Source organism: Pseudonocardia kunmingensis, from assembly GCF_006716445.1.
Lineage (GTDB): Bacteria > Actinomycetota > Actinomycetes > Mycobacteriales > Pseudonocardiaceae > Pseudonocardia > Pseudonocardia kunmingensis.
Genome location: NZ_VFPA01000001.1, coordinates 924,454 through 937,177 on the forward strand (window position 1 = coordinate 924,454; position 12,724 = coordinate 937,177).

Consider the following 12,724-nt stretch of genomic DNA (forward strand, 5'->3'; position numbering starts at 1 on the left):
CGGCGCCTGAACGCCGCCTGCACGCCGTGCTGACCCGGCTGTGGCGCGACCCACCGCTCGCCGGGCGGTGGTCGGCCGCCGTGGCGATGGCGCTGCTCGGCCTGGGGCCCTTCGTCCTGTTCTCGACGGCGTCGTTCCCCCTCACCCCGGTGCTGAGCTCCGAGCTCGGCGCGGCACCCGGGGGCCTGCAACCGGCCACCGCCCTCGCCAACGCGGCGTACGCCCTCGGTGTGGTCGTGGCCGCCGACCTCGTCCAGCGCCTGCCTGCGCACCGGCTCTACCTCGCCTGCACGTCGGGCTTCGCCCTGGGATCGGGGGTCGCCGCGCTGGCGCCGGGCGTCGCCTGGTTCACCGCGGGTCGGGTCGTCCAGGGCGCGGCCACCGGCATGTTGCTGGTCGTGGCGCTGCCCCCGCTGGTCACGCGGCACGGCGCCGCCCGGGTCCCGCTCACCGTCGCGCTGGTCAACCTGGGCCTGTTCGGCGGCGCCGCCGCCGGCACCACCGTCGGGAGCGTCCTGACCGGTCCCGGCCAGTGGCGCCTGCTGCTCGGCGCGCTGGCCGTCGTCGGGCTCGCCGGGTGCGCGGTCGGGGTGCTGGGGTTCGACCGCGCCGCGCCGCCCGCCCCGCGGATGGGTTTCGACTTCTCCGGCATCCCACTCGCCGCGGCGGCGACGGTGTTGCCGTTCGTCGGGGTGGGCCTGCTGGCCGGCGGCACGGGCCCCGTGGCGGTGCACGTCGTGGTGGTCGCTGCGGGCCTGGCCGCCCTCGTGGCGCTCGTCGTGCGCGAGTACCGCAAGGAGCAGGCGCTGATGCCGGTGCGGCTGATCGCGCACACCCTGCCCGTCACGGGCATCGGCAGCGCCATGCTCGCCGGGGCCGGCTTCACGGCGCTGGTGGAGCTGTCGGTGATCCGCCTGCGCGACGTCGACGGGCTGAGCGCGCCCGTGGTGGGTGGCGTGCTCGGGACGCAGGTGGCCGGCATGGCGGTCGCGCTCTGGCTGATCACCCGCGTGCTCCCCACCCGCTGGCTGCCCGTGCTCGTGCTCGGCGGGCTGCTGACGATCTCCGCCGCCGGGGTCCTGCTGGCGGGCGCGGGCGTATTGCCCGCCGTGCCCGTCGCCGCGGGCGTCGGTCTGCTGCTGGGCCTCGGCGCGGGCGCGGGCGTCGGACCGGGCCTGTTCCTCGGCGCCCTGAGCGTGCCGGCACCGCGGCTGGGTCCGGCGTTCGCCCTCGTGCAGCTGCTGCGCGTGGAGGCGGCGTTCCTGTTCGCCCCGCTGGTGATGCGCCTGGCCACCGCGGTGCCCGACACGGCCACCGGCGTCCGGCAGGTCGCGGTGGTCGTCGCCGCCACGACGGCGGTGGGCGCCGTGCTGCTCACCGGAGTGCTGCTGCTGGGCGGCTCCCGCCCGCAGGCCCCGGACCTGCGGCGCTGGGTGGACGGCGACGGCCCGGCCTACCTCTCGCCCCCGGTGGCGGCGCTCCTGCGCCGCCGCGACGGGCGACCGGTCGCCGATCACGACCGTTCCTAGTGGTCCCCGCCGGCTAGGCGCCGCGCTCGGCGGCCGCGATCCCCCGCCGGCAGCCGCGCTCGAGCGCCCGTGACCGCCGCAGCCGCTCCAGCAGGCGTGGCGGACGCGGGTCCAGCCCGGGGACGCCCTCGCGGGAGGTGACCTCGAGCCGGTCGCCGCGCAGGTGCCCGCGCACGCCCCAGCTCGCCCAGCGCTCCCGGTCCGGGGAGAAGTCGTGCCCGTGGGCCAGCACCGGTGCCCCGTCCCCGCGCAGGGCGCCGGTGCCGCGCAGCGCGACCTGGCTGCCCGACCAGTCGTCGGCCGTGGCCACGTCCAGTCGCAGACCCGTCCCGTCGTCGCGCACCAGCAACGCGTCGCGGGCGGCGTCGCGGCGCGGCGCGAGCTCGTGCACGCGGTGGACGCGATCCAGGCGTACCACGATGCGCGCGACGTACCACCAGTTCTCCCGGCGCAGTAGCAGCGAGTCGGCCAGCGCGCGCGAGGGCGGGAACTTGCGCAGCTCCTGGGTGAGCAGCGCCTCGTCCAGGGCGGGATGCTCGACGACCCCGGCCGTGCCCACCACCGCCGCGGCGTCCGCCCCGGCGGGCAGCACCCGGCCATCCGTCACGGCGAGGGCGACCTCCCCGGCTCCGGCGAGCGACGCGACCGTCTCCGCGCGGTCGTAGGTGATCGCCGCACACGGCACCTCCCCGTCCAGCAGCGGGATCACGGTCATCGCCGCGGGGGACCCGGAGCCGTCGATCCACGCGATCTCCGCGCAGGTCGCGCGTCTCCATAACGGGACGAACTCGTTCACTCGCCACCTTCCTCGCGGACTGTTAGCGTCCGCTCACCTGAGTGATGCACGACCCGTGTTGGGGAGAGTTCGATGCCCGCCATCGTCGTCGCCGTCGTCGTACTCGCGCTGTTCGCGGTCGGCTACCGCTACTACTCCGACTACCTCGCGCGCAAGGTGTTCGCCCTCGATCCGGACTACGTGACGCCCGCGCACACGTTCAACGACGGCGCGGACTTCGTGCCGACGAACAAGCACGTGCTGTTCGGCCACCACTTCACGTCGGTGGCCGGGGCGGCCCCGATCGTCGGGCCCGCCATCGCGGTGTTCTGGGGCTGGGGCCCGGCACTGGCGTGGGTGGTGCTCGGCACGATCTTCGCGGCGGGCGTGCACGACTTCGGTGCGCTCGCGGTGTCGGTGCGGCACCGCGCGAAGAGCATCGGCACCCTGGCCAAGGAAGTGATCAACAAGCGGGCCCGCACGCTGTTCCTGCTGATCATCTTCTTCCTGCTCACGCTCGTGAACGCGGTGTTCGCGGTCGTGATCGGGAACCTGTTCGTGGCCAACCCCGGCGCGGTGCTGCCGATCATCCTGGAGATCCCGCTGGCGATCGGCATCGGGCAGTACGTCTACCGCACCCGCTCGCCCGCGCTCATCCCGTCCATCGTCGGCGTGCTGGTCCTGTACGTCACGATCCCGCTCGGGCAGCTGCTGCCGATCTCGCTGGGCCCGCTCGCCGATGCGCTGGGCATCGCGCCGGAGCGCAACCTCTGGGTCGTCCTGCTGTTCGTCTACACGTTCGTCGCGGCGCGGCTGCCGGTGTGGCTGCTGCTGCAGCCGCGCGACTACATCAACTCCCACCAGCTGTTCATCGCGCTCGCCGTCATCCTGGTCGGCATCGGTGTGGGCATGAACACGATCGTCGCCCCGCTGCTGAACGACACCCCGCCCGGCTCGCCGAGCTGGTTCCCGTTCCTGTTCATCACGATCGCCTGCGGGGCCATCTCCGGCTTCCACAGCCTGGTGTCGTCGGGCACCACCTCGAAGCAGCTCGACAAGGAGACCGACGCCCGCTACGTGGGCTACATGGGCGCGGTCGGCGAGGGCTCCCTCGCCCTCGGCTCGATCCTGGCCTGCACCGCGGGGGTGGCGGCCACGCAGGTCGACTGGAACGCGCTGTACGCCGACTTCTCCACCGCCTCCGGTGGAGCGACCGGCAACTTCGTGGACGGCATCGCCGTCTTCGCCGGGAACCTCGGCGTGCCGATGGGCATCGGCACGATCTTCGCGGCCGTGGTCGTGATCAGCTTCGCGGCCACCACGATGGACACCGGGGTGCGACTGCAGCGCTACATCGTCCAGGAGATCGCCGAGATCACCGGTGCCACCCGGGTCGCCCGCAACGCCACCATCGCCACGACGATCGCGGTGGTCGTGCCGCTGGCGATGGCGCTGCTGCCCGGCGGCGGCGACGCGGGCTACACGTTCGGCGTGCTCTGGCAGCTGTTCGGCACCACGAACCAGCTCACCGCAGGCCTCGCCCTGGCCGTGATCGCGGTGTGGGTCACCCGCAACGGGCGCAACCCCCTGGCGGTGCTCGTCCCGCTGGTGTTCCTGCTGGTGATGACCACCCTGGCGCTGATCCTCAACCTGGTCGAGTTCGTCCAGGAGGGCCAGTGGGTGCTCGCGCCGCTGGACGCGATCATCTTCGTGCTCGCGATCTGGCTGATCGTGGAGGCGGCGCTCGCCCTGCGCGACGCGCGCCGCAATCCCGTCCCGAGCGACGAGGGCGCGCCGCGGACGTGACGGGGTTCGGGCGGCGGGTCGCCGCAGGCTGGCGGGCCGTCGAACGGTTCCACGACGAGCTGTTCGTGGTGCCGTGGCGGCGGGCGGCCGCCCGCGAGGTGCGCCGCCAGGAGGACACGCTGCGCGCGCTCGTGCTGCTGGAGAGCCTCGGGGTGGACAACCCGGTCGCCTACGACACGCTCGACCTCGTCCCGTACCTGGTGACCGACCTGCACGAGTGGCACCGGCGGATGGGTCGCGCGGAGTTCGGCGACGCGGGCGTCTGCTGTTGACGGCGGCGGTGACGGCGCCGCTGCGGTTCCTCGGCGGCAAGGGCGGCGTCGGCAAGACCACGCTCGCGGCCGCGCTCGCGCTGCGCGATGCCGGGCGCGGGCTCCGCACGCTCGTCGTCTCGACGGACCCGGCGCACTCGCTCGGTGACGTTCTCGACCGCCCGCTCGGCGACGAGCCGCGCGCGGTCGCGCCCGGCCTGTGGGCCGCGGAGGTCAGCGGCGAGGCGCAGGCCGCGCGGCGGGTCGCGCAGATCGTGGACGACGCCGCCGAGTCCGTGCCGCGCGAGGTGCTGCCCGCCGTCCGCGCGCACCTGGAGCGCGCCGTCGCCAGCCCCGGCACCGTGGAGGCTGCGCTGCTGGACCGGCTCGCCGACCTCGTCGAGCAGGTGCCGTCGACGTTCGACCGGCTCGTGGTCGACAGCGCGCCCACCGGGCACATGCTGCGCCTGCTCACCCTGCCCGACCTCGTGACGCCCTGGATCGAGGGCCTTGCGCGCAGCCGTGAGCGCGCCCGCGACGCGGACCGCATGTTCGCCGGCATGCTCGGCCACCGCGCCGACGACCCCGACCCGCTGCTGGAGCGCCTGCACGCCCGCCGGGACCGGATGCGGACGCTGCGCACGCGGTTGCGCGCCGACGCGGCCGTGCACCTCGTCCTGGTGCCCGAGCGGCTCGTCTGGGCCGAGACGCAGCGCGCGATCGAGGCCCTCGACGAGGCCGGGATCCCGCTCGCGACCGCCGTCGTGAACCGGGTCGTCCCCGGGGACGAGACCGGGCTGCTCGCCGTCACCCGCGCCGCTCAGGACGAGGTGCTGGGCGCCGTCCGCGCCCGGGTCGGGAACGCGGTGGAGATCCCCCTGCTGGCCGGCGGTCCCACCGGCGCCGCCGGGCTGACCGGCGTGGCGGCGCTGCTGGGAGACCTCGGCTGACCGGTGCGGGCCGGGGAGGCCCTACCGCTTCTGCGCGGTGGAGAACTCCACCCAGCGCGCCAGCAGGTGCTCCGCGGCTCCCGAGTCGACGGCCGCCGCGGCGCGGGCGAGCGCCGCGGGGAGGGCGTCGGCCAGGTGTGCGGTCGCCCCGTCGAACGCGACGAGCGCGCCGGCGGCGTTGAGCAGCACGGCGTCGCGCACCGGCCCGGCGCGGCCGGCGAGGAGGTCGCGGACGACGTCGGCGTTGTCGGCGGGGCTGCCGCCGCGCAGGTCCTCGCGGGACGCCGGTGCGATGCCGAGGGCGGCCGGGTCGATGCTCTCCTGCCGCACCTCTCCCCCGCCGACGACCCACGCACTGGTGGTGGTCGTGGTGGTGAGCTCGTCGAGCCCGTCGTCGCCGCGCACCACGAGCGCCGAGGCACCGCGGCCGGCGAACACCTCCGCGAGCACCGGCGCGAGCCGGGCGTCGGCGCACCCGACGAGCGCCGCGAGCGGCTGGGCCGGGTTCGTGAGCGGCCCGAGCACGTTCATGGCGGTGGGGATGCCGATCTCGCGGCGCACCGGCGCCGTGTGCCGGAAGCTCGGGTGGAACACCGGTGCGAAGCAGAACCCGATGCCGACCTCCGCGACGCAGGCCTCCACGCCGGCGGGCGGCAGGTCGATGGCCACGCCGAGGGCCTCCAGCACGTCGGCCGCCCCGCTGGACGACGACGCGGCCCGGTTGCCGTGCTTGACGATCGGCGCGCCGGCGGCCGCGACCACCACGGCGGTCATCGTGGAGATGTTGACGGTGTGCGCCTGGTCGCCACCGGTGCCGACGACGTCGACGGCCGGGCCGGGCACGGTGACCCGCCGGGCGTGGCGCAGCATCGCCTCGGCGAGGCCCGCGATCTCGGCGGCGGTCTCGCCCTTGGCGCGCAGCGCGACGAGGAACCCGGCCAGCTGCGCGGGGGTGGCCTCGGCCGAGAGCACCCGGTCCATCACCCAGGCGGTGTCGGCGGCGCCGAGGTGCTCGCCGCGGATCAGCCTGCCGAGCAGGGCAGGCCAGGTGTGCCCGGAGTCAGCCACGGCCGGAGCCGAGAGGCGCTCCGCCTGCGCTCCGCACCGCGGGCGCCGCGGACTTGCGCAGCACGTCGGCCACCGTCTCGGCGGCGGTGAGGGGGTCGAGCGGGTGCACGAGCACCGCGTCGGCCTGCGACCAGGTGGCGAGCCACCTGTCGTCGCGCCTGCGCACCGTGACGATGATCGGCGGGCAGTCGTCGATCTCGTTCTTGAGCTGGCGGGAGACGCCCATGCCGCCCGTGGGCTGTGCCTCGCCGTCGAGGATCGCGAGGTCGAGCCCGCCCGCGTCGGCGGCCTGGAGCACCTCGGCGATCCCGCCGGCCTCGACGAAGCGCACCCGGCCGAGATCCGGCGCGGGACGCCGGCCGATGGCCGAGATGATGGCCTCGCGGATCTCGGGACGGTGGCTGAACACCAGCACGGTCAGGTTCTCGCGCGCGACGGGGCTGCTCACACCGACGAACTGTAGTGCGAGGCCCTCGCGGGCCCCGTGGTGCCCGGTCCGGGGGTAAGGACGACACGCTGTAGAAGATGGGTCATACTGCCCCGGTGACGACTGCGGCCCCCAACATCAGCGCGCGCATCCACTCGCTGAACCGCCCGAACCTGGTCAGCGTTGGCACCATCGTCTGGTTGTCCAGCGAGCTGATGTTCTTCGCCGGGCTGTTCGCGATCTACTTCACGGCCCGCGCGCAGAACCCGCCGGCGGAGACGTGGCCGCCGGAGCCGACGCACCTGAACGTGCCGTACGCGCTCGTGGTGACGATCATCCTCGTGCTGTCGTCGTTCACGTGCCAGTTCGGCGTGTTCGCCGCCGAGAAGGGCGACGTGTTCGGGCTCCGCCGCTGGTACCTGCTCACCCTGGTGATGGGCACGGTCTTCGTGATCGGCCAGGGCTACGAGTACTACCAGCTGGTGCACGAGGGCACCACGCTCTCGTCGAGCGCCTACGGCACGGTCTTCTACCTGACCACCGGCTTCCACGGCCTGCACGTCATCGGCGGACTCGTCGCCTTCGTCTTCCTGCTGATCCGCACGAAGCTCAGCAAGTTCACGCCGCAGCAGGCCACCGCCGCGATCGTCGTGTCGTACTACTGGCACTTCGTCGACGTGGTGTGGATCGGCCTGTTCACCGTCATCTACTTCATCAAGTGACCCCCGAGCGCTAAGGGCTGGACGACGCCGACGATGACCACCACACCCCCTTCGAAGCCCCGCGGACCGCGCAGCCGGTTCCGCCGCCGTGTGGCCGGCGCCGTGGCGCTGGGCATCGGGTTGCTCACCGCGGGCGGCCTCTACACCGCATTCGCCCCTGAGCCCCAGGTGGCCACGGCGCAGGAAGGCGACACCGCGCTCGTCGCGCAGGGCCAGGAGCTCTACAACAACCACTGCATCTCCTGCCACGGGTCCAACCTCCAGGGCGAGGAGGACCGCGGCCCGAGCCTGATCGGCGTCGGGGACGCGGCGACGTACTTCCAGGTCTCCACCGGCCGCATGCCGCTGGCGCGCCAGGAGGCCCAGGCGATGCGCAAGCCGCCGCTGCCGCAGTTCGACCCCAGCACCGAGGAGGGCGCGGCCAACCTCGACGCGCTGGGCGCCTTCATCCAGGCCAACGGCGGCGGTCCCACCCGCCCGGGCGCCGACGGTGCGGCACTCGTGGGCGCCGACCCGGCGCGCGGCGGCGAGCTGTTCCGCCTCAACTGCGCGTCCTGCCACAACTTCACCGGACGCGGTGGCGCCCTGTCCTCCGGCAAGTACGCGCCGGACCTGGACGCCGCCACTCCCATGGACGTCTACACCGCGATGCTCACGGGCCCGCAGAACATGCCCAAGTTCTCCGACCGGCAGCTCGCGCCGGAGGAGAAGGAGGACATCATCGCCTACGTCGAGTCGGTGACGAACGGCAAGAACAACCCGGGCGGTCTCGCGCTCGGCGGAGTCGGGCCGGTGTCGGAGGGTCTCGTCGCCTTCATCGTCGGCATCGCCGCCATGATCGGCGTCGCCATGTGGCTGGGAGCCAAGTCATGACCACCTCGAGCCAGCACCCACCCGCCCTCGGCACCGAGAACCCGCAGCCGCCCGTGCCCACGGCAGCCGAGGTCGAGGACATGTCCGTCGAGCAGCGCGCGCGGCTCGCCGGCACCCTCGACGACGTCGACGTCGTCCACAACCAGCGCAAGTGGCCGCTGGCCGGCACCCGCGCGGAGAAGCGCGCCGAGCGCGCCGTGGCCCTGTGGTTCGTCATCTCCGCGCTCACCGGGCTGGCCTTCCTCCTCGCCTTCGTGCTCTGGCCCTACGAGTACAAGGCGCCCTCGGAGGAGGGCTACCTCCTCTACGCGCTGTACACGCCGGTCGTCGGGGGCATGTTCGGCCTCTCGGTCTTCGCGCTGGGCATCGGCGTGATCGCCTACATCAAGAAGTTCTTCCCGGACGAGGTGTCGGTGCAGCAGCGCCACGACGGCGCCTCCGACCAGGTCGCCCGGCTCACGGTCACCGCCCAGCTGATGAAGGCCGGGCAGGACACCGGGATCGCGCGCCGCAAGCTGATCATCCGCTCCGCCGGTGGTGCGGCGGGCATCCTCGGCCTCGGCCTCGGCGTCGCCGCCGTCGCGCCGCTGGTGCGCAACCCCTGGAAGGGCGGCGACGAGGCCGCGCTGTGGGTCACGGGGTGGCGGCCGGTCAACGGCGAGACCGTCTACCTGCGCCGCGACACCGGCGACCCGCACGAGGTCTCGCTCGTGCGGCCCGAGGACCAGGCGCCCGGCTCGATGGAGACGGTGTTCCCGTTCCGCGAGTCCGACCGTGACGACGAGGAGGCGCTCATCCACGCGCTGCGCGCCTCGGACGCCCCGGTCATGCTGATCCGGCTGCGGCCCGGCCAGCAGGTCGTGGAGCGGGAGGGCCAGGAGGACTTCAACTACGGCGACTACTACGCCTACTCGAAGATCTGCACCCACCTCGGCTGCCCCACGTCGCTGTACGAGGCGCAGACCAACCGGATCCTCTGCCCCTGCCACCAGACGCAGTTCCTGGCCACCGAGTACGGCAGGCCCATCTTCGGTCCGGGAACGCGGCCGCTCCCCCAGCTTCCGATTACGGTCAACGACGAGGGATACCTCGTGGCCACGAGCGACTTCCGCGAGGCGGTCGGCCCGGCATTCTGGGAACGGAGGTACAACCCGTGAGCGCGATCACGACACCCACCGGCTCAGGGGGCAACGCACGGGTGGCCGGGGCGCTGGACGAGCTCGACCAGCGCTACCACCCCGCCGCCGGCATGCGGAAGCAGTTCAACAAGGTCTTCCCGACGCACTGGTCGTTCATGCTCGGTGAGGTCGCGCTCTACAGCTTCATCATCCTGCTGCTGTCGGGCACCTACCTCGCGCTGTTCTTCGACCCCTCCATGGAGGAGGTCACCTACAACGGCCCGTTCGACAACCTGCGCGGCATCCACATGTCCCGGGCGTACGAGAGCACGCTCGAGATCTCCATGGAGGTCCGCGGCGGGCTGTTCGTGCGCCAGGTCCACCACTGGGCCGCGCTGCTGTTCATGGCCGCGATGGTCGTGCACATGTTCCGCACCTACTTCACCGGCGCCTTCCGCAAGCCGCGCGAGGCCAACTGGGTGATCGGTGTCCTGCTGCTGTTCATCGGCTTCTTCGCCGGCTTCACCGGCTACTCGCTGCCCGACGACCTGCTCTCGGGCACCGGCCTGCGGATCGCCTCCGGGTTCATGCTGGCCGTCCCGGTGATCGGTACCTGGTCGCACTGGGCGATCTTCGGCGGGGAGTTCCCCGGCACCGAGATCATCCCGCGCGTCTACATCGCGCACGTGCTGCTCATCCCGGGCATCCTGCTGGCGCTGATCGCGGTGCACGTCGGGTTGGTCTGGTACCAGAAGCACACCCAGTTCCCCGGCCCCGGACGCACCGAGGGCAACGTCGTCGGCGTCCGGATCCTCCCGGCCTTCGCGGCCAAGGGCGGCGCCTTCTTCGCCGTCACCACCGGCGTCATCGGGATCATGGGCGGGGTCCTGCAGATCAACCCGGTCTGGAACTTCGGCCCCTACAACGCGGCGCACGTCTCCGCGGGGTCGCAGCCCGACTGGTACGTGCTCTTCACCGAGGGCATGCTGCGGATCTTCCCGCCGTGGGACATCCACATCGGCGACTACAACATCCCACCGGCCTTCTGGGCGAGTCCCGCGTTCCTCCCGGTGCTCTACACGATCGCGGGCGCCTACCCGTGGATCGAGCGGAGGTTCACCAAGGACAACGCGCTGCACAACCTGCTGCAGCGGCCGCGGGACGTGCCGGTCCGCACCTCGCTGGGCGTCATGGGCATCTCCTTCTACACGGTGCTCGTGCTCAGCGGCAGCAACGACCTCATCGCCTACTTCTTCGACGTCTCGCTCAACGCCACGACGTGGGCGGGCCGCATCGGCGTACTGGTCGTGCCGCCCATCGCCTACTGGGTCACCTACCGGATCTGCCTGGGCCTGCAGCGCTCGGACCGCGCGGTGCTCGAGCACGGCATCGAGACCGGCGTCATCAAGCGGCTGCCCCACGGCGAGTTCGTCGAGGTGCACCAGCCCCTCGGCGGCGTCGACGCCCACGGCCACGCCATCCCGCTGGAGTACCAGGGCGCCCCGGTGCCCAAGCGGATGAACCAGCTGGGCTCGGGCGGTGCCCCGGTCCCCGGCTCGCTGCTCACGCCGGACTCCGCCGAGGAGACCGCGGCGCTGGAGCAGGCCCGTGCCGAGGAGGCCGCCGCGGAGGCGGCCGCCCGCGACGGGCACCGCAACGGCCACCACGGCGGTCAGGTCGGCGACGCGGAGCGCGAGGCCCGTTCCGAGCAGCGGGAGGCGCTCACCGGCGGTACGCCGGACGCGCGCCACTAGCCCGCAACGCCAGCACGAGATGGCCCCGCCGGTCCGCCGGCGGGGCCGTCGTCGTTCCGGGACCTGCTACGACACGCCGGCGCGCCCCCGGGTCGGATCCCCGGCCCGGAGGTGGACGGCCGTCACCGCGAGCACGGCGACCGAGAGCAGCAGGTAGGCGTCGGGCCGGAGCGAGATCAGGCCGGTGGCCGGTACCGGGCCGACCGCGGGACCGGGGAGCCTCGTGACGACGGCGGCGGTCCCGACGAGGACGCCCAGCAGCCCGGCCGCGGCCCACCGCTCCCCCGCGACGGCGCGGGCGCCGAGCAGCACCGCGAGCGGCACGACCCAGACGTAGTGGTGCGACCAGGCGAAGGGCGACAGCGCGGCCGAGGCGAGCCCGCACAGCGTCACCGCGAGCACCTCCTGCCCGGCGCGGTGCGCACGCACCGCCAGCACGACGGTGACCGCGCCGAGCACGGCGGCGCCCGCGAGCCACGGCAACGGCCCCTCGACCCCCATGCGCCCGAGCATGCCGTTCAGCGAGTGGTTGCTCGGACCGGCGACGTCGGAGATCCGGTCGGCGGAGGCGAACGTGCCCTCGAACCAGAACGCGACCGAGTCGGCGGGCGCGGCCAGGAAGCCGAGCGCCCCGGCGGCCACGAACGTCGCCACGGCCGTGGCGGCGGCGCGCCAGCGGCGGGTGACGAGCAGGTAGCCGACGAACACCAGCGGCGTCAGCTTCACCGCCGCGGCGAGCCCCACGCCGACGCCGCGCCAGCGGCTCCCCGGCCGGCCGAGCAGGTCGCCGACGACGAGCGCGAGCAGCACGATGTTGATCTGGCCGAGGTAGAGCGTGGTGCGCACCGGGTCGAGCGCGGTCGCGACGACCGCGAGGAGCACAGCCGCAGGCAGGCCCGCCCGCGGCACGCAGCGGCGCACGACGTGGGCCAGCAGGACGACACCCGCCGCCGTCCAGAGGACCTTGAGCAGGCCCAGCGGGAGCAGCGCCAGCGGGGCGAACAGCACCGCGGCGAACGGCGGGTAGACGAACGGCAGGTCCAGCAGCACCCCGCCCTCGTAGAGCGGCTGCCCGGCCGACACGTGCTCACCGCCCGCGCGGTAGACCTGCAGGTCGATCAGCAGCAGGTGCGCGTCGGGCCACAGCGCGAGCACGACGGCCTGCGCCACGAGCACCAGCGCGGCCGCCCCGGCGAGGACGGGCACTACCCGGGCAGGTCGAACTCGCCGGCGTCGACGCCCTTGACGAACGCCTCCCACTCCGCGGCCGTGTAGACGTGCGGCTCGCAGTCGGGATCGGCGGCGCGGCGCAGCGCGGCGCCACCGTCGGGCAGCCGGGCCACCTCCACGGCGTCGTCGCCGTCGCTGGCGCTGGCGCGCATCCAGACGACGTCGTCGGGCACGCGGCTCACCGGTCGTGCTCCCCCGGGGCGAGACCGGGAACCATGGCG

General features: G+C 73.5%; 13 protein-coding genes. 8 read left to right on the forward strand and 5 right to left on the reverse strand.

Features of this window, described 5'->3' with window-relative positions; translation table 11 throughout:
• Positions 1-26: 26 nt before the first annotated feature.
• Positions 27-1,529 (forward strand): MFS transporter, encoded by a 1,503-nt coding sequence (locus FB558_RS04360; protein ID WP_142048330.1) that lies wholly within the window; start codon positions 27-29, stop codon positions 1,527-1,529.
• A 13-nt stretch (positions 1,530-1,542) separates the two neighbouring features.
• Here the strand turns inward: FB558_RS04360 and FB558_RS04365 are convergent, their stop codons facing one another.
• Positions 1,543-2,244, reverse strand: a complete 702-nt coding sequence (locus FB558_RS04365; RefSeq protein ID WP_170231180.1) for a hypothetical protein — start codon at positions 2,242-2,244, stop codon at positions 1,543-1,545.
• 153 nt (positions 2,245-2,397) lie between these two features.
• Here FB558_RS04365 and FB558_RS04370 point away from each other — a divergent pair, with 153 nt between their 5' ends.
• The 3 genes from FB558_RS04370 to FB558_RS04380 are packed head-to-tail and all read left to right on the forward strand — an operon-like array spanning position 2,398 to position 5,311.
• Positions 2,398-4,110 (forward strand): carbon starvation CstA family protein, encoded by a 1,713-nt coding sequence (locus FB558_RS04370; protein WP_142048334.1) that lies wholly within the window; start codon positions 2,398-2,400, stop codon positions 4,108-4,110.
• Complete coding sequence (locus tag FB558_RS04375) at positions 4,107-4,382, forward strand: cory-CC-star protein (RefSeq protein ID WP_142048336.1); 276 nt, start codon at positions 4,107-4,109, stop codon at positions 4,380-4,382. The genes FB558_RS04370 and FB558_RS04375 overlap by 4 nt, the downstream gene beginning before the upstream one ends.
• Before the next feature lie 8 nt (positions 4,383-4,390).
• Positions 4,391-5,311: an ArsA family ATPase gene (locus tag FB558_RS04380; protein ID WP_246106245.1), complete on the forward strand. Its 921-nt coding sequence runs from the start codon at positions 4,391-4,393 to the stop codon at positions 5,309-5,311.
• Between the two features lie 21 nt (positions 5,312-5,332).
• Here the strand turns inward: FB558_RS04380 and trpD are convergent, their stop codons facing one another.
• Together trpD and FB558_RS04390 are read right to left on the reverse strand one after the other, a co-directional pair.
• Complete coding sequence (trpD, locus tag FB558_RS04385) at positions 5,333-6,379, reverse strand: anthranilate phosphoribosyltransferase (RefSeq protein ID WP_142048338.1); 1,047 nt, start codon at positions 6,377-6,379, stop codon at positions 5,333-5,335.
• Positions 6,372-6,827 (reverse strand): hypothetical protein, encoded by a 456-nt coding sequence (locus tag FB558_RS04390; RefSeq protein ID WP_142048340.1) that lies wholly within the window; start codon positions 6,825-6,827, stop codon positions 6,372-6,374. Before FB558_RS04390 ends, trpD begins: the two co-directional genes overlap by 8 nt.
• 77 nt (positions 6,828-6,904) lie before the next feature.
• On the opposite strand from FB558_RS04390, the gene ctaE reads away from it, so the two are divergent.
• The 4 genes from ctaE to qcrB are packed head-to-tail and all read left to right on the forward strand — an operon-like array spanning position 6,905 to position 11,273.
• A complete protein-coding gene (gene ctaE / locus FB558_RS04395; protein WP_142048342.1) occupies positions 6,905-7,528 on the forward strand; it encodes an aa3-type cytochrome oxidase subunit III in 624 nt (207 codons plus the stop codon).
• Between the two features lie 33 nt (positions 7,529-7,561).
• Positions 7,562-8,401: a cytochrome bc1 complex diheme cytochrome c subunit gene (gene qcrC, locus FB558_RS04400; protein WP_142048344.1), complete on the forward strand. Its 840-nt coding sequence runs from the start codon at positions 7,562-7,564 to the stop codon at positions 8,399-8,401.
• The gene (gene qcrA, locus FB558_RS04405; protein ID WP_142048347.1) at positions 8,398-9,558 is read left to right on the forward strand and encodes a cytochrome bc1 complex Rieske iron-sulfur subunit; all 1,161 of its coding nucleotides are present in this window, start codon (positions 8,398-8,400) and stop codon (positions 9,556-9,558) included. The genes qcrC and qcrA overlap by 4 nt, the downstream gene beginning before the upstream one ends.
• The gene (gene qcrB, locus FB558_RS04410; RefSeq protein WP_142048349.1) at positions 9,555-11,273 is read left to right on the forward strand and encodes a cytochrome bc1 complex cytochrome b subunit; all 1,719 of its coding nucleotides are present in this window, start codon (positions 9,555-9,557) and stop codon (positions 11,271-11,273) included. The genes qcrA and qcrB overlap by 4 nt, the downstream gene beginning before the upstream one ends.
• 66 nt (positions 11,274-11,339) lie before the next feature.
• On the opposite strand, the gene FB558_RS04415 is transcribed toward qcrB, so the two are convergent.
• Together FB558_RS04415 and FB558_RS43075 are read right to left on the reverse strand one after the other, a co-directional pair.
• Positions 11,340-12,479, reverse strand: a complete 1,140-nt coding sequence (locus FB558_RS04415) for a glycosyltransferase 87 family protein (protein ID WP_170231182.1) — start codon at positions 12,477-12,479, stop codon at positions 11,340-11,342.
• Positions 12,479-12,685, reverse strand: coding sequence for a DUF397 domain-containing protein (locus FB558_RS43075; RefSeq protein WP_246106246.1), 207 nt, complete (start codon positions 12,683-12,685; stop codon positions 12,479-12,481). The genes FB558_RS04415 and FB558_RS43075 overlap by 1 nt, the downstream gene beginning before the upstream one ends.
• Between the last annotated feature and the right edge of the window lie 39 nt (positions 12,686-12,724).

Coding starts and splice junctions, on each gene's coding strand:
- FB558_RS04365 (WP_170231180.1), bottom strand. CDS start 2,244: ATGACCGTGATCCCGCTGCTGGACGGGGAGGTGCCGTGTGCGGCGATC.
- FB558_RS04370 (WP_142048334.1), top strand. CDS start 2,398: ATGCCCGCCATCGTCGTCGCCGTCGTCGTACTCGCGCTGTTCGCGGTC.
- ctaE (WP_142048342.1), top strand. CDS start 6,905: ATGGGTCATACTGCCCCGGTGACGACTGCGGCCCCCAACATCAGCGCG.
- qcrC (WP_142048344.1), top strand. CDS start 7,562: ATGACCACCACACCCCCTTCGAAGCCCCGCGGACCGCGCAGCCGGTTC.
- qcrA (WP_142048347.1), top strand. CDS start 8,398: ATGACCACCTCGAGCCAGCACCCACCCGCCCTCGGCACCGAGAACCCG.